Origin of the sequence: Thiobacillus sp., from assembly GCF_013693775.1 — a bacterium.
GTDB lineage: Bacteria > Pseudomonadota > Gammaproteobacteria > Burkholderiales > Thiobacillaceae > Thiobacillus.
On record NZ_CP059257.1, the window covers coordinates 489,447 to 505,036 of the forward strand.

The 15,590-nt window shown below is 61.2% G+C and carries 16 protein-coding genes and 1 pseudogene; 7 read left to right on the forward strand and 10 right to left on the reverse strand.

The window, feature by feature from the left end:
* The first annotated feature begins 5 nt into the window (after positions 1 to 5).
* The 7 genes from HZY77_RS02470 to HZY77_RS02500 all read left to right on the forward strand — a co-directional run bounded on the left by HZY77_RS02470 (position 6) and on the right by HZY77_RS02500 (position 6,518).
* Complete coding sequence (locus HZY77_RS02470; protein WP_296818381.1) at positions 6 to 632, forward strand: NADH-quinone oxidoreductase subunit J; 627 nt, start codon at positions 6 to 8, stop codon at positions 630 to 632.
* Complete coding sequence (gene nuoK / locus HZY77_RS02475; RefSeq protein ID WP_018508328.1) at positions 629 to 934, forward strand: NADH-quinone oxidoreductase subunit NuoK; 306 nt, start codon at positions 629 to 631, stop codon at positions 932 to 934. Before HZY77_RS02470 ends, nuoK begins: the two co-directional genes overlap by 4 nt.
* Positions 934 to 2,970 (forward strand): NADH-quinone oxidoreductase subunit L, encoded by a 2,037-nt coding sequence (gene nuoL, locus HZY77_RS02480; RefSeq protein WP_296818383.1) that lies wholly within the window; start codon positions 934 to 936, stop codon positions 2,968 to 2,970. Before nuoK ends, nuoL begins: the two co-directional genes overlap by 1 nt.
* Before the next feature lie 3 nt (positions 2,971 to 2,973).
* A complete protein-coding gene (locus HZY77_RS02485) occupies positions 2,974 to 4,455 on the forward strand; it encodes an NADH-quinone oxidoreductase subunit M (RefSeq protein WP_296818385.1) in 1,482 nt (493 codons plus the stop codon).
* 9 nt (positions 4,456 to 4,464) lie between these two features.
* The gene (gene nuoN, locus HZY77_RS02490; RefSeq protein ID WP_296818387.1) at positions 4,465 to 5,910 is read left to right on the forward strand and encodes an NADH-quinone oxidoreductase subunit NuoN; all 1,446 of its coding nucleotides are present in this window, start codon (positions 4,465 to 4,467) and stop codon (positions 5,908 to 5,910) included.
* Between the two features lie 70 nt (positions 5,911 to 5,980).
* Entirely contained in the window at positions 5,981 to 6,283 is a 303-nt protein-coding gene (locus HZY77_RS02495) for a DUF2818 family protein (protein ID WP_296631617.1), read from the forward strand.
* 10 nt (positions 6,284 to 6,293) lie between these two features.
* Complete coding sequence (locus tag HZY77_RS02500) at positions 6,294 to 6,518, forward strand: RNA-binding S4 domain-containing protein (protein ID WP_296818389.1); 225 nt, start codon at positions 6,294 to 6,296, stop codon at positions 6,516 to 6,518.
* 28 nt (positions 6,519 to 6,546) lie between these two features.
* Here the strand turns inward: HZY77_RS02500 and HZY77_RS02505 are convergent, their stop codons facing one another.
* From HZY77_RS02505 to trbF, 10 genes and pseudogenes are all read right to left on the reverse strand, one after another.
* A complete protein-coding gene (locus HZY77_RS02505; protein WP_296818391.1) occupies positions 6,547 to 7,269 on the reverse strand; it encodes a class I SAM-dependent methyltransferase in 723 nt (240 codons plus the stop codon).
* A gap of 104 nt (positions 7,270 to 7,373) precedes the next feature.
* Positions 7,374 to 7,643 (reverse strand): AF1514 family protein, encoded by a 270-nt coding sequence (locus HZY77_RS02510; protein ID WP_296818393.1) that lies wholly within the window; start codon positions 7,641 to 7,643, stop codon positions 7,374 to 7,376.
* Positions 7,640 to 10,198 (reverse strand): DNA mismatch repair protein MutS, encoded by a 2,559-nt coding sequence (mutS, locus tag HZY77_RS02515; protein ID WP_296818395.1) that lies wholly within the window; start codon positions 10,196 to 10,198, stop codon positions 7,640 to 7,642. The genes HZY77_RS02510 and mutS overlap by 4 nt, the downstream gene beginning before the upstream one ends.
* A 32-nt stretch (positions 10,199 to 10,230) precedes the next feature.
* Positions 10,231 to 11,478 (reverse strand): tyrosine-type recombinase/integrase, encoded by a 1,248-nt coding sequence (locus HZY77_RS02520; RefSeq protein ID WP_296818398.1) that lies wholly within the window; start codon positions 11,476 to 11,478, stop codon positions 10,231 to 10,233.
* Positions 11,479 to 11,494: 16 nt separating this feature from the next.
* Positions 11,495 to 11,860, reverse strand: a complete 366-nt coding sequence (locus HZY77_RS02525; RefSeq protein WP_296818400.1) for a hypothetical protein — start codon at positions 11,858 to 11,860, stop codon at positions 11,495 to 11,497.
* A 70-nt stretch (positions 11,861 to 11,930) separates the two neighbouring features.
* Positions 11,931 to 12,134, reverse strand: a complete 204-nt coding sequence (locus tag HZY77_RS02530) for an excisionase (protein WP_296818402.1) — start codon at positions 12,132 to 12,134, stop codon at positions 11,931 to 11,933.
* A 199-nt stretch (positions 12,135 to 12,333) separates the two neighbouring features.
* A complete protein-coding gene (locus HZY77_RS02535; RefSeq protein ID WP_296818404.1) occupies positions 12,334 to 12,597 on the reverse strand; it encodes a DUF2274 domain-containing protein in 264 nt (87 codons plus the stop codon).
* Positions 12,594 to 13,868: a TrbI/VirB10 family protein gene (locus HZY77_RS02540; protein ID WP_296818406.1), complete on the reverse strand. Its 1,275-nt coding sequence runs from the start codon at positions 13,866 to 13,868 to the stop codon at positions 12,594 to 12,596. Before HZY77_RS02540 ends, HZY77_RS02535 begins: the two co-directional genes overlap by 4 nt.
* Positions 13,869 to 13,870: 2 nt before the next feature.
* Positions 13,871 to 14,884 (reverse strand): P-type conjugative transfer protein TrbG, encoded by a 1,014-nt coding sequence (gene trbG, locus HZY77_RS02545; RefSeq protein ID WP_296818408.1) that lies wholly within the window; start codon positions 14,882 to 14,884, stop codon positions 13,871 to 13,873.
* A pseudogene (gene trbF, locus HZY77_RS02550) lies at positions 14,881 to 15,587 on the reverse strand (conjugal transfer protein TrbF). Before trbF ends, trbG begins: the two are co-directional and overlap by 4 nt.
* Between the last annotated feature and the right edge of the window lie 3 nt (positions 15,588 to 15,590).

The following is a 15,590-nucleotide window of genomic DNA, read 5'->3' on the forward strand; positions in this document are numbered from 1 at the left end:
AGACAATGAACTACACGACAGCGATTTTCTATTTCTTCGCCGCCATCCTGGTGTTCGCGGGGCTGCGCGTGATCACGTCGCGCAACCCGGTGCACGCCGCGCTGTATCTGGTGCTGGCATTCTTCACCGCGGCCGGGCTGTGGATGCTGCTCGAAGCCGAGTTCCTCGCCATCACCCTGGTGCTGGTCTACGTGGGGGCGGTGATGGTGCTGTTCCTGTTCGTGGTGATGATGCTCGACATCAACCTGGAAAAACTGCGTGAGGGTTTCTGGGACTACCTGCCGCTGGCGGGCTTCGTCGCCGTGCTGCTGGTTATCGAAATGGCGCTGATCCTCGGCAGCCGCCACTTCGGCCTCGAGGTGATGGGGGCCCCGGCGCCGCATGCCGCCGATTACAGCAACACCAAGGAACTCGGGCGGGTGCTTTACACCGAGTATGTCTATGCGTTCGAGCTTGCGGCGGTGATCCTGCTGGTGGCGATCGTCGCTGCCATCGCACTGACGCTGCGCCGCCGCAAAGACAGCAAGTACATCGACCCCGCCGAGCAGGTGAAGGTCAAGCGCAATGACCGCTTGCGCATCGTCAAGATGCAGGCCACGCAGAAGCCGGACACAGGGGAGGGCAGTGCATGATTTCCTTATCGCATTACCTGGTGCTGGGCGGCATCCTGTTTGCCATCAGCGTGCTAGGCATCTTCCTCAACCGCAAGAACGTGATCATCCTGCTAATGGCGATCGAACTGATGCTGCTCGCGGTGAACATGAACTTCATCGCGTTTTCGCATTACCTCGGCGATATCCACGGCCAGATCTTCGTCTTCTTCATTCTCACCGTCGCCGCAGCGGAATCGGCCATCGGCCTGGCGATCCTGGTGGTGCTGTTCCGCAATCTGCACACGATCAACGTCGATGACCTCGACCACCTGAAAGGCTGATGCGCGTGGACATGCAGACGCTCTATCTCGTCGTGCCGCTGGCGCCGTTGTTCGGCGCGATCGTCGCCGGCCTGTTCGGCAGACTGGTCGGACGCACCGGCGCCCACATCGTCACCATCGCCGGCGTGGCGGTCTCGTTCATCGCCTCGGTGCTGGTGTTCCAGGACGTACTCGCCGGCCATACCTTCAACGGCACGGTCTACACCTGGATGAGGCTGGGCGACCTGCGATTCGAGGTCGGCTTCCTGATCGATGCGCTGACGGCGATGATGATGCTGGTCGTCACCTTCGTCTCACTGATGGTGCACGTCTATACCATCGGCTACATGCACGACGATCCGGGCTATCAGCGCTTCTTCAGCTACATCTCGCTGTTCACCTTCTCGATGCTGATGCTGGTGATGAGCAACAACTTCCTGCAGCTGTTCTTCGGCTGGGAAGCGGTGGGACTGGTGTCCTACCTGCTGATCGGCTTCTGGTACACCAAGGAAACGGCGATCTACGCCAACCTCAAGGCCTTCCTGGTCAACCGGGTCGGCGACTTCGGTTTCATCCTGGGGATTGGATTGGTGCTGGCGCATTTCGGCTCGCTCGACTACGCCACGGTGTTCGCCAAGGCGCCGTCGCTTGCCCGCGAAACCATCCCGCTGTGGCCGGACTCTCCGTGGATGTTGATGACGGTCATCGGCATCCTCCTGTTCATCGGCGCGATGGGCAAGTCGGCACAGTTTCCGCTGCACGTCTGGCTGCCCGACTCGATGGAAGGCCCAACGCCGATTTCCGCGCTGATCCACGCGGCGACGATGGTTACCGCCGGCATCTTCATGGTCGCGCGCATGTCGCCACTGTACGAGCTATCGGACACGGCGCTCAGCTTCATCATGGTGATCGGCGCGATCACGGCCTTGTTCATGGGCTTCCTCGGCATGGTGCAGAACGACATCAAGCGCGTGGTGGCCTATTCGACCCTGTCGCAGCTCGGCTACATGACGGTCGCGCTGGGCGCGTCGGCCTATTCGGTCGCGGTATTCCATCTGATGACGCATGCTTTCTTCAAGGCCTTGCTGTTCCTGGCTGCCGGTTCGGTGATCATCGCCATGCATCATAACCAGGACATCCGTTACATGGGCGGTCTGAAGAAATACATGCCGATCACCTGGGTGACCTCGCTGATCGGCTCGCTGGCGCTGATCGGCACACCTTTTCTGTCGGGCTTTTATTCCAAGGAAAGCATCATCGAAGCGGCCAAGATGTCGCATCTGCCGGGCGCGGGGTTCGCCTATTTCGCCGTGCTGGCGGGCGTGTTCGTCACCGCCTTCTATTCCTTCCGCATGTATTTCCTGGTATTCCACGGCAAGGAACGTTTCCATCAAGGACATGGGCATGGCAACGAGCCCGATGCGCACCACGGCCATGCCGGCGCCGGGCATGATGGGGCGCATGGCCAGGGCCATGACGTCCAGCCGCACGAAACGCCGTGGGTGGTTACCGGCCCCTTGCTCGCGTTGGCGCTGCCCTCGCTGGCGATCGGCTACATGACCATCGAACCGATGCTGTTCGGCGACTTTTTCGGCAGCGCGATCTACGTTGCCGACCGCCATCCGGTGATGCACGAACTGAATCAGGAATTCCACGGTGCCATGGAAATGGGGCTGCATGCATTGGCGACGCTGCCGTTCTGGCTGGCCGTGGCTGGCGTCGGCCTGTCGGCATTCTTCTACCTCAAGCGCCCGGATATTCCGGCGGCCATTGCGCAGCGCTTCAGCTTCCTGCACCGGATGCTGCTCAACAAATACTGGTTCGACGAACTCTACAGCTGGGTATTCGCCAAAGGCGCACGTGCGCTCGGCGGCAGCCTGTGGCGGCGTGGCGACCAGAACGTGATCGACGGCTTTTTCGTCAACGGGGCGGCGCACCTGGTCGAACGCTTCTCGCGCCTGGTCAAGGCCTTCCAGTCGGGCTACATCTACCACTACGCCTTCGCCATGCTGATCGGGGTGTTTGCCCTGGTGACGTGGTTTGCGCGCTTGAACTGAGCCATGCTGAACAACTTCCTTTCCCTCGTCATCTGGGTTCCGATTCTGGCCGGGGTGATCGTGCTTGCCACCGGCTCCGACCGCAACGCGGCACTCGCACGCTGGCTGGCACTGGCCGGTGCGCTGCTGGGCCTGATCGTGGCGATTCCGCTGGCCAGCGGATTCGACACCACCACCTCGGCGATGCAGTTCGTCGAGAAGGCCGCGTGGATCCCGGCGTTCAACATCCATTACCATCTGGGCGTCGACGGCATCTCGATGCCGCTGATCCTGCTGAACAGCTTCGTCACCGTGCTGGTGGTGATCGCGGGCTGGCAGGTGATCCAGGACAAGGTCGCGCAGTACATGGCGGCCTTCCTCATCATGTCCGGCCTCATCAACGGCGTGTTCGCGGCGCTCGACGGCATCCTGTTCTATGTCTTTTTCGAAGGCATGCTGATCCCGCTGTACCTGATCGTCGGCGTTTGGGGCGGGCCGAACCGGGTCTATGCCGCGTTCAAGTTCTTTCTCTACACGCTGCTCGGCTCGCTGCTGATGCTGGTGTCGATGATCTATCTCTACTTCCAGTCCGGCGGTAGCTTCGACATCCTGACCTGGCATACCACCGCACTCGGCATGACGGCCCAGTCGCTGATGTTCTTCGCCTTCCTGCTGGCGTTCGGCGTCAAGGTGCCGATGTGGCCGGTGCACACCTGGCTGCCTGACGCCCACGTCGAGGCGCCCACCGGCGGCTCGGTGGTGCTGGCAGCGATCACGCTCAAGGTCGGCGCCTACGGCTTTCTGCGTTTCATCCTGCCGATCCTGCCGGACGCCAGCCACGAATTCGCCTGGTTCGTCATCCTGCTGTCGCTGATCGCGGTCGCCTACATCGGCCTCGTCGCCCTGGTGCAGGCCGACATGAAAAAGCTCATCGCCTATTCGTCGATTGCGCACATGGGTTTCGTCACCCTCGGCTTCTTCCTGTTCAAACCACTCGGCCTGGAGGGCGGCTTGGTGCAGATGATCTCGCATGGCTTCGTCTCCGCCGCACTGTTCCTCTGCATCGGCGTCATGTACGATCGGCTGCATTCGCGCCAGATCAAGGACTACGGCGGCCTGGTGAACAGGATGCCGGTATTCGCTGCGCTCTTCATGCTGTTCGCCATGGCCAACGCGGGTCTGCCGGCCACCAGCGGATTCGTCGGCGAATTCATGGTCATCATGGCTTCAACCCAGGTCAATTTCTGGTTCGCCTTCATCGCCGCCACCACGCTGATTTGGGGCGCAGCCTACACGCTGTGGATGTACAAACGCGTGGTGTTCGGCAGTGTCACCAACCCGCACGTCGAGGAAATGCGCGACCTCAACGCGCGCGAGGTCCTGCTGCTCGGCGTGCTCGCCATCCTTGTGCTGGTCATGGGGCTCTATCCCAAGCCGTTCACCGATGTCATGCATGTGTCGGTAGTCGACCTGTTGGCGCATGTCGCCCGAAGCAAACTGCCTTAAGGTTCAAAAATGCGCCACGCCCTTATGCAATTCGCGCCTGTTTTTCCTGAGATGTTCGTGTTGGCCATGGTCTCGCTGATCCTGGTGGTCGACGCTGCAGCCAGCGACGGAAAACGTTATCTGGCCTACCTTCTTTCACTTGTCACGCTGGCTGGAGCAGCCTTTCTTACCCTCCGTGATTTTTCCACCCTGCCAGTGCTGACGCTGGGCGGGCTGTTCATCGACGATCCGCTGTCCGACGTGCTGAAGCTGTTTCTCTATCTGACAGTGGCCGTCGTGCTGGTGTATTCGCGCGATTACCTGCGTCAGCGTGGGCTCTACAAGGGCGAGTTCTTCGTGCTGGCGTTGTTCGCGCTGCTGGGCATGATGGTGATGGTGTCGGCCAGCCATTTCCTGACGCTGTACCTCGGCCTCGAACTGCTGTCGTTGTCGCTCTATGCCATGGTTGCGTTGCAGCGCGACTCCAGCGTGGCAACCGAGGCCGCGATGAAATATTTTGTGCTGGGTGCGCTGGCGTCGGGCATGCTGCTTTATGGCATGTCGATGGTCTACGGCGTCACCGGTTCGCTGGGTCTNGGGGATATCGCCATCGCCCTACAGGACGGCACGGACCTGCGCATTCCGCTGGTGTTCGGCATCGTCTTCATCGTGGCGGGCCTGGCGTTCAAGCTTGGCGCGGTGCCGTTCCATATGTGGATACCCGACGTCTATCATGGCGCGCCGACCGCGATGACATTGTTCATCGGCTCCGCGCCCAAGATCGCCGCATTTGCCTTCGTGATCCGTATTCTGGGACAGGGGCTGGAATCGCAAGTGAGTGATTGGCGCGGCATGCTGGTGATCCTGGCGGTATTGTCGATGGCGCTTGGCAACATCGCGGCCATTGCGCAAAGCAACCTGAAGCGAATGCTTGCCTATTCGACCATTTCGCACATGGGCTTCATGCTGCTGGGCATCCTCGCCGGTTCGCAGAACGGCTATGGCGGCGCGATGTTCTATGTACTGGCGTACGCGCTGATGAGTCTGGGCGGTTTCGGCATGATTCTGCTTTTGTCGCGAGCCGGTTTCGAGGCTGATCGGCTGGAGGACTTCAAAGGCCTGAACCGCCGTAGCCCGTGGTTGGCGTTCATGATGCTGCTGCTGATGTTCTCGATGGCTGGCGTGCCGCCAACCGTGGGATTCTATGCCAAGCTGTCGGTGTTGCAGGCCGTAGTCGAGATCGGCTATGTGTGGCTGGCGGTGGCGGCAGTGCTGTTTTCGCTGATCGGCGCGTTCTACTATTTGCGCATCGTCAAACTGATGTACTTCGACGCACCGCACGATGCGGCCCCCATTGCAGCGAGCCCCGATGCCCGTGTCGTCATGTCGATCAACGGACTGGCCATTCTGGCGCTGGGGATCATGCCGCAGCCGTTGATGGCAGTATGCATCCACGCCATCCGTGCGTCTTTCTGAGCCGGGATATTTGAACCAAATCGTGCCGGGGCGGGTCTGCTCCGGCGTTATCTAGCTTTTCGGATCCACCGTGAATTTCTCGACTACCCTGCTGCTGATCCTGGCGTTCATCGCTGCCAACCTGCCTTTCCTCATCGAGCGGATCTTCTTCGTCATACGGCCCAAAGCAGGCGCGAAAAATTTTGCTTGGCGGCTGTTGGAACTGGTGGTGCTGTTTTTCGTGGTNGGGGGCATCGCGCGCCTGTTGGAAGGCAAGCTAGGCGACATTCAGCATCAGGACTGGGAGTTCTATGCGGTCAACGCCTCGCTGTTCGTGGTGTTTGCGTATCCCGGCTTCGTCTACCGCTATCTGTGGCGGCGGCGCGGCGCATAGACGCATAGGAATGGGCACACTGGAATTCAAACTGCGCGGCGAACACGTCGCGCTTTGCGATCTGCTCAAACTCAGCGGTATCGCCGACAGCAGCGGGCAGGGCAAGCACCTGATCGCCAACGGCGATGTCACCGTCGACAGCCAGCCCGAAAGCCGCAAGACGGCGAAAATCCGAGCGAACCAGACGGTGCGGTGCCTAGGGCAGACCGTTCGGGTCGTGGCCAGCCAAGCGTAGTCTTAAGCGAGAATCCAAGTCCGATCCACTACGGGCCGTCTTTTCTGAAAAGATCGACCCGGATGGGCATATGGAAAGTTGCCCCACTTGGCGACATATGGCGATTGAATCCCGAGCGTACGGTTTCGTGAAGCGCAGGGGATAAACGATGCTCGGTGTGGGTCACCTTGAGTATCCGATTCTCGAACTGGCTGAAATCGTCGAAGTGCATCGGTTGCAGAAAAANAGTCTGTGATACGAGCGATAGCCGCTGAGTTGTAACGGCTTTCATTTCTGCCGCGAAAGCGGCTTCCCTCACCACTTTCTCGTCGTGGAACAGCCGCAGGATCTCGTTGAAGTCGCCGGCATAGACGGGTTCCGAGATGTATGCCAGGCCACCCGGTTTCAATACCCTGTGGATTTCAGAGAAGGTATCGTCCATCCGTTCGATCGGAACGTGGTGTAGGGATTTGAACATCAGGACGATGTCGACGCTCGAATCGTCTGCCGGGATGCTTTCTGCACCGCCAAACGCGAATTGGACGTTGCCCGGTTTTTCCGCTGCCTGATTTTCGGCGAGCTGCATGACATCGACTTCCAGGGCAAGCACCGAGGCAGCCGTTTGGGCGACCAGGCGGGTCTTCTCCGCCTTGCCGCAACCGAGTTCAAGCACTTTTGCGCCAGGCAGCGGCAGGCATTCCTTGAGGATGTCGCCTTCATCGGCAATGCGAAGGGCGTTCGGGTCTGCAATACGCATTTCGCTGGCTTTCATGTCGTGGTCTCGATTGCGTAATCCGGTGTTGATCGTACAGGTCCAAGGCCGATCAGGCTGTCCATGCTGCGGGTTGGGCATGCCAAGTTGTCCTGGTACGCGACTTACAGGAAGCAGAAGGTATAACGCCCGGAATCGAAATCGACAGCCAGGCGCGCCCCACGGTTGAGCGCATAGTCCCAGGATCCTTTTGTGGCGCAGCCTTCGTGACATTCGCTTACCCCGGCCGGCGATTCGAGATCGCGCTCGCGATCGTACCAACTCAACAACATGGTGTCGTCCCCTAGGTGATGGAGGGCGATGGCCGTCGCCAATTTGAGCGCGGCATCGAAGTCGAGACCGAGCTCAGCGGTATCGAGGCGAAGCGACTTCATGGCGAGGTATCCGTCAGTGCCTTCAAGGCATAAAGCATGTCGAGCGCCGCCTTTGGCGTGAGAGTGTCGGGGTCGAGTTCGCGCAACTGGTCGAGTGCAGGATGGGGAGGCGGCACGTTGTTGGGGAGATGGGCAGCAAACAGGTCGCCCTGCGGGCCGGGCTGCAGCTGTGCGTCCTCAAGTTCGCGCAGATGGCGCCGCGCAGCATGGATCACCGGGCTGGGTACGCCAGCGAGACGGGCGACCTGGATGCCGTAGCTCTGCGAGGCCGGGCCTTCTTCCACCGCGTGCAGGAACACCAGGTCGGCACCGTGTTCCTTGGCGTCGAGGTGCACGTTGGCGAGTTGACGGAACTCCTGTGCCAGTTGGGTCAGCTCGAAATAGTGGGTGGCGAACAGGGTGAACGCACGGGTAGCGGCCACCAGGTGACGCGCAACCGCCCAGGCCAGCGCGAGGCCATCGAAGGTGGAGGTGCCGCGACCGATCTCGTCGAGCAGGACGAGACTGTTGGCGCTGGCGTTGTGCAGAATATGCGCGGTTTCGGTCATCTCGACCATGAAGGTCGAACGTCNCCCTGCCAGATCGTCGGAGGCGCCGATGCGGGTGAAAATCTGGTCGATGTCGCCGATTTTCGCCGAGCTGGCCGGCACCCACAGCCCGCAGCAGGCCAGCAGTGCAATCAGCGCCGCTTGCCGCATGTAAGTCGATTTGCCGCCCATGTTGGGACCGGTGATCAGCAGCATCTGCCGCGTACGGTTGAGCGTGACGTCGTTGGCGATGAAGTGGTCGACTTGTGCCTCGACCACGGGATGGCGGCCGCCACGAATGAGGATGCCTGGCTCACTGGTGTAATCGGGCGCACATAATTTCAACGAAGCGGCGCGTTCGGCCTGGCTCGCCAGTACGTCGATCTCGGCCAGCGCGGCGGCAATTGTAAGCAACGCCGGCACATGCGGCGTCAGTGTTTCCAGTAGCGCCTCGAATAATGCTTTCTCGCGTGCCAGAGCCCGGTCCTGCGCCGACAGCGCCTTGTCTTCGAAGGCCTTCAACTCCGGCGTGATGTAGCGCTCCGCGTTCTTGAGCGTCTGCCGGCGGCGGTAATCGTCCGGCACGTTTTCCGATTGCGCGCGGCTGACTTCGATGTAGAAACCGTGCACCTTGTTGTATTCGACCTTGAGGCTGCCGATGCCTGAGCGCGCGCGTTCGCGGGTTTCCAGTTCGAGCAGGAAGGCGCCCGCGTCGCGCGTCAGGGCGCGTAGTTCGTCGAGTTCGGCGTCGTATCCATCGGCGATGACGCCGCCTTCACGCAGCACGCTGGCGGGTTCGGATTGGATGGCTTGCGCGAGCAGGGCATGCAGATCGGGACGGGCGGCGAGTCGGGCTTGCAGTGCCGACAGGTGTGCGTGGTCGTCGGGCAACGTGGTGGCAAGTTCGGGCAGCTGCGCCAGGGTGTCGCGCAGGCCCGACAGGTCGCGCGGACGGGCGCTTTTCAGGGCGATGCGGCCACTGATCCGCTCCACGCCGGCGCAGCTTTTCAGTAGCCGGGTAAGGGTGGCAGCGGTGTCGGGCAGTTCGGCGAGCACGCCGATTGCATCGCGCCGCTGGATCAGGATTCCGCGGTCGCGCAGCGGATGGTGCAGCCAGTGACGCAGCAGGCGCGTGCCCATGCCGGTGGCGGTGGTATCGAGTACCGACAAGAGGGTTGGCGCCGCCTCGCCACGCAGGGTTTCGGTGAGTTCCAGGTTGCGCCGGGTGGCGGCGTCGAGCTGCACGAAGTCGTTGTCGCGCTCGGCGTGGATGGCCTGGATATGCGGTAGCGCAGTACGTTGCGTACTCTGGATATAGTCGAGCAGCGCGCCCGCGGCGGCGATGCCCAAAGCCAGATCGGCGACACCGAAGCCGGTGAGATCGCGGCTGCCGAATTGCTGCGCCAGGCGGGTCTGTGCGCCGTCCACATCGAATTGCCACGGTGCCAGCCGACGTACCGCACAGGCGGTGCCCTCAAGAATGAAGTCGTCCGGCGCGAGGATTTCCGCCGGGCGCACCCGCGCCAGCAGGGCGGACAGGGCCGTGGCGTGGATTTCGGTGACCTGGAAGCGCCCGGCGGCGAGATTGAGCCAGGCGATACCGAGCCTGGCTGGACCGGGCGCGATAGCCAGAATCAGCGTGTCGCGTGTTTCGTCCAGCAGGCCCGAATCGGTCAGCGTGCCTGGCGTCACGATGCGCGTGACCTGACGTTCGACCGGGCCTTTCGACGTTGCTGGATCGCCCACCTGCTCGGCAATCACCACCGATTCGCCCAGTTTCAGCAACCGTGCCAGGTATTGCTCGACACTGTGGTAAGGCACGCCGGCCATCTTGATCGGCGCGCCCGCCGAGGCGCCGCGCGTCGTGAGCGTGATATTGAGGAGTCGCGCCGCTTTTTCGGCATCCTCGAAGAACAGCTCGTAGAAGTCGCCCATGCGGTAGAACAGCAGCATGTCGGGATGGTGTGTCTTGATCCCGAGGTACTGCTGCATCATCGGCGTGTGCGTAGATGAGACTTCTTTACTCATTAAAAACAATCATTTGTCTTGTTTTAGTATTTTTATTGGGGCAAATTTGGGGCAATTTGAACGAGTTNTTTCATGCCCTGCCAGATGCGCCCCAGCTCTCTGGNGGATTCCGAATCTATCCAGCGACCATAGACCTTCACGAGCATCGAATAGTCACTGTGCCCCATCTGGTTGGCGATGAAGGCAAGATTACCCCGTGCGGTGAGGTTCCAGCAGGCGTAGGTGTGGCGGGTCTGATAAGGCGGGCGATGCCGTACCTCGGCGCGCCTGGTCAAGTTGGCCCATTTGGTGTTCCATGCGCTTGGCACGTACCACGCGTTTACGTCGGTCTTGCGTGCCTGCGTCTTCGGCGACAACAACAGCCGGGCGCGATCAACGCGAGACTCATGACGATTCAGCCAGACTTCCAAGTCCATCGCATCGCGCGTCAGTGCATCTTCGATTAGGACTTTGAGTGCAGCTTGTGCCGGCGGGAACAGCAGGATGGTACGTTCCTTGTTCGTCTTCGGAATCTTGAAGGTCAGCGACTGTGTGACTGAGCGCCTCACCGTCAGCTTGCTCAGATCGGTGGCAATGTCCTCCACAGCGAGCCCACACAACTCGCCCGGCCGCAGGCCTGTGTAGAACGCGAGTGTCACCGAGGCCGCGTCCATTGGGTGCAGGCAACCCTTCGTGATTAGCGCGTTGTACTCCTGATAAGTGAACGGGTCCGGGTCCTTGTTGCTCTTGGTGAAGCGCGTGCAGTTCTTGGCCAAGCCTTCAGCGCAGAAGTGGTTCTGCTCGCACCAGTAGAGAAAGCCCGCGAATGTTGCGAGGTAGTGATTCACTGTCGAAACTGCGCGCGTCTCGATCAGATCGACTCGCAACTGTTGGATGTCGGCAGGAATAAGCGCATCGGCAAGCCGGTCCCTGCCGATGGTGTTCAAGCAGGAGTTCAGTGCTACCTCGTAGCGATTCTGTGTTTCGGAAGTGATGTCCACGGCCTTGAGCGGCATGTACCGTTCGTACAGATCGCCGAGACGTTTGCCTGCCGTGCCGGCTTGGTCGCCTTGCCTCGAATGGGGAAANNACTCAGCCTCGTTGTAGGTCCCCGTCTTGAGCGCATACATGGCGGCGCTGCGAAGGCGAGACGCATGTTTCAGGTTTGCCTTGGTTGGCTCGATACCCAGCGTGTGGCGATGGCGCACTCCCTTGTGCATGAACACCACGCGAATCGACTTTCCATGCACTTCGATGCCTGGAAGGTTGCTGCTTATCACGGTATCCATTTGCGCCGCCATCATTACTCTCCCGAAATTACTCCTGGTTGTTTCTGTCGCTGGCTTGTTGCTTGCGATTTTCTCGTGCGGTCTTGAGCGTGAATAGCTCAAACAGTCCAGGGTGCATCTTGCGATCCCCTGCCTCCCACTGCTGCCAAGTGCGCAACGATGCATGCACCACGGCACCGGCTTCCGTTTGCGTCAAACCTGCTGCGGTTCTGGCCGCACGAATGTCATCAGGCTCGGGGGCGTGGCAGTTGTCGAAGCCGAAATGTTGTTGCGTCGGTTGAGCGAGTGTGGCATCGCGTGAGTCCATGTGCGCCATCACGCCTCGCAGGACAAGATACCCGCGCCGACTGTTGGCAGTCGGCGAAATGATACGCTCATTGAGCGTATAAATCAACGATGGCGCCGCAGGACTGCTCCAAGCAGAGAAGAGCAAAAGTGTGGCTAACGTGAACGACTGACCGGTATCAATGCGCAGCCAGTTGCCTGCCGCTCTCCACCCAGCGCTCAAACTCTTCCAAGTTCACAAGAATGCGGCCATCCGGTGCTTTGCGCCAGATACGGCCTTGCGACCAAGTGCCGTTCTTGACCTTGTGGCGTACCGCGTCTTCGCTGTATCCAGTGATCTCTGCGAATCGGTTGATCAGCACCCATCGACTTGGGTTGCTCATGTTTCGCTCCATGGGTGCGCCGGTTCGGCTCGGTTTGAGACCGTTGTCGGCAATTTCACTGTCAGCAGATATGGTCTCGCCGATCCCCGTTTCCGAAAACCCGCTCGGGCGTGCATGGGCGTACGCCGGGCATGGGTGGTAATTGCGCATTCACATTCAGGCTAGGCTGGTGTTTTAGGCAGAGTCGAATGTCTGAGCGCTATTGATTAGATGCAGGTTTCGGCCGCGATGCTGGCTCTCCTTCCGCGGCCGATTTTCTGAATCCCCGATCCCGTGCCATGAATGATTCCAGCATGTGCGGGATCAATGTGGCGGCATCGACCGGTTCGCCGTAGGTCTGCGCATGTAGGGCGGCGTAGCGCTCTAAATCGGCCTTGAGCGTGACCGTCAGGGCGACAGTGACTTNTACAGTCTCGGTTTTCGGCAGCGGCCCCAGCCGCAGCTTCCCATTTGGTGTGTTCATTGTGACGAACCTCTCTGGAAGAACAGCGGCTGATACGGCCGCAGAATCAGATCCTTGTTCACAATCACGCGCATCGGAAAACCAGGCCGGATGGTTAGTGTTGGCTGGATGCTCAGATTGCGCTTTGTAATCTCCTGACCGACCTGGTTCACGGTGTCCTGAGCGCTCTGGCGAACGGCGACGGTGACGCTACCGGTACTGCCGTTGTTGTTGGGTGCTGCCAGCTCCGCACCGACGCCGAGCAGCGTGGACAACGCCGCACCGGCAAGAATGCGATCCCAATGCCAATCGACGCCATCCTCCAGCCCGGCATAGCCCGCTGGGTCGATGCCAGGCAATCGGTCGAGCGAAATCGACGAAGTATCAGGCAGGATCAAGCGCGTCCACACCAGCAGTACCCGTCGCTGACCGAATGAAACCTGGCTGTCGTAGCGGCCGATCAGCCGCGACCCCTGCGGAATCAGCAGAAAGCGACCCGTGGCCGTGTCGTAGACCGCCTCGGTGACATTGGCGATGACCTGCCCTGGCAGGTCGGAGTTGATGCCCGTCACCAGCGCCGCCGGAATGATGGTGCCCGCCATCACTTGGTAGGGCGAGGCTGGCGGTTGCAGGCTGGCCGGATTGCGGGTGGTCGTATCGCCGCCATTGGCGACGAAGGCCTGCTTCTGCTCCTGCCGATTCTGCGCAGCCGTCGGATCGGTTGGTTGTGCCGATATCGAAGCCATCGGATTGAAGGCTTGATTGCCCGATGCCGGCTCGGGTTGGATTGCGGCCACGGTGGTTGCCGGTGCCGCCTTTGTTGCACTACTGCTGCGGAAGAACACCGACGAACGCGCCGCATCCTCGGCATCGCCCGGCTGTGCGATGCGGCCGGGTTGCGCGGNGGTGTACGCGCCCGTGTTCCCTTGGTTCTGCGCATGCACGATGGCCGGCCCCAAGTCGCCCGGCAATGGCTCACCCAACATCGGCACTCCAGGCTTAGCCATTGGCACCACTTTCGTATAGTCCTTGGGCAACTGGTCGAGGCTATCGGCCCGTGAGACGCGATCCACGTTGTACAGCTCGGTGGCCGGGTTGCGCTCACGCTTGTGCGGCTGCAAGGACCAGAGTGTGGCGCCCAGTATGACGATGCCGAGCGCCCCTGCAAGCACGGCCAGCATGCGCCGATTAAGCCGCGTGACCGGACGCGGCGAAGCGCGCAGAGCCAAGGCGTCCGGGTCGGCCTTATTTGTCCCAGTCGACGGCGTCTGCGGCGTGGCGGGCGTGCTCATGCTCAATGCCTCCGCGCCGTGCTGGCCATGCCATCGGTGCGTTCGATGCGCACGACGGCGGCCTTGTCCACACCTAGCCGCAACTCGGCGGCACCGAACAGCCGATCCACCACGTAATAGGNGGAGCGGAAGCGGTAGTTCACGAGCTGGCCATCGCCCTGCTGCCCGATCACGAATAGCGGCGGCAGCTCGCCCTTCGCGATGCCAGCAGGGAACTGGATATAGACCCGCTCGCCGTCGTCGAACGCGCGCAGTGGCTTCCACGGTGGGCTGTCACCGGAGATTGCATAGCGGAACTTGATCTTCTCCAATGACAAGCCCGAATCCACCGGCGCTGCCGCCTGAGCCTGCTGCGCCTGCTTCTGCAAGGCCAGCATGCGGTCCTTCGGGTAGTCCCACGATGCCGACGCCATCCACGCCTGTGGTGTCGAAGATAGTTCGAGCAGGTAGGTGCGGCGGTTGGTGGTGATGACGAGATTCGTCTTCAGCCCGACGCGCGTGGGCTTCACGAGGATGTTCACGCGCAGGCTGGCGCCCGTGCCGCTCGCGGTATCGTCCACGATCCAGCGCACCGTGTCGCCGGCTGAGACCGTCACCAGTTCTTCACCTTCCTGCAAGGTAATCACGGTGACGCGGCCAGGGCTGGTGTAGACCTGATATAGCGCGCCGTCCGCGTAGGGCCAGACCTGGATCGCGTTGATATAGCCCTCGCGGCTGGGCGGCACGCGCGCCTCCGCATTGGCGCGTGCCACGCGAGCCTTCTCGTCGGGCAATTCGGCGACTGGCTTGTCCTCTGGCGTACTCGCCAGCGGCTTCAACTGTTCCGGCAGCGGCAGTGGCTTTGGCACTTCGACTACCTCGATGGGCTTGGGCAACTCCGGCAGCGCGTGCGCCGCGATGGGTTCGTCCAGCGTGATGTCTGGTGGCGGCTTGCCGTGTGTGGCGCAACCACTGACGGTTGCCAGGGTGGCGCTCAGGATCAACGGCAAAGCGTAAATGCGGATTTTGGGTTTCATGGTTTCTTTGCTCCTTCGGTCGCGTCGAGTTCACGGCTCCAGGAAATGCCGTTCACGTAAATTCCTAGGGGTTCTTGCGCAGCCTCTCTTCGGTGCGCGGCGGTTGCAGCACGATGGACAGCACGGCGGTCCAGCGTTCGGTGCCCGAGGGCGAACCGTTCACATAGCTGCGCTCGATCCAGCGCACCTGGAACGATGAGTCGCTGGCGCGTACCACGCTGGTGATCTCCACGGACGTCGAGGTCTGGCCGATGCGCGCGAATGGATCGTTGGTGCGCGCGTAGTCGTTCAACATTGCCGCGCCCATGTCGGTGGCGTAGTCGTAGGCTTCGAGCCAGTTCTGCCGCACGACGATGGGGTCGATCGACAGCGAGCGCACGTCGGTAAGAAAACGCGCCAGGTGGTAGGCGATCTGCGCATCGTTGGGCTTGTATGGCGTGGCCGCTTCACCGACTGCGCGCACCTGACCACCGGTGGCCACCTCGACCACATAAGGCGTGACGATGGACTGCGCCGAACGCCACACCAGGCCACCCGCCATCAACAAGGCGAGCGACAGGCAGCCGAAGGCCATCAGCCGCCAGTTCTTCGCCTGCACGCGCGCACTGCCGATGCGCTGGTCCCAGACCTGCGCGGCCGCCTGGTACGGGGTGACGGGTTCCGGTGTGTCCGCGTAGCGCACCTGGGGTCGTTTGAATCGCATGAA

Coding starts and splice junctions, on each gene's coding strand:
- HZY77_RS02500 (WP_296818389.1), top strand. CDS start 6,294: ATGGGCACACTGGAATTCAAACTGCGCGGCGAACACGTCGCGCTTTGC.
- HZY77_RS02510 (WP_296818393.1), bottom strand. CDS start 7,643: ATGAAGTCGCTTCGCCTCGATACCGCTGAGCTCGGTCTCGACTTCGAT.
- HZY77_RS02530 (WP_296818402.1), bottom strand. CDS start 12,134: ATGAGCAACCCAAGTCGATGGGTGCTGATCAACCGATTCGCAGAGATC.
- HZY77_RS02470 (WP_296818381.1), top strand. CDS start 6: ATGAACTACACGACAGCGATTTTCTATTTCTTCGCCGCCATCCTGGTG.
- nuoL (WP_296818383.1), top strand. CDS start 934: ATGCGCGTGGACATGCAGACGCTCTATCTCGTCGTGCCGCTGGCGCCG.
- HZY77_RS02485 (WP_296818385.1), top strand. CDS start 2,974: ATGCTGAACAACTTCCTTTCCCTCGTCATCTGGGTTCCGATTCTGGCC.
- nuoK (WP_018508328.1), top strand. CDS start 629: ATGATTTCCTTATCGCATTACCTGGTGCTGGGCGGCATCCTGTTTGCC.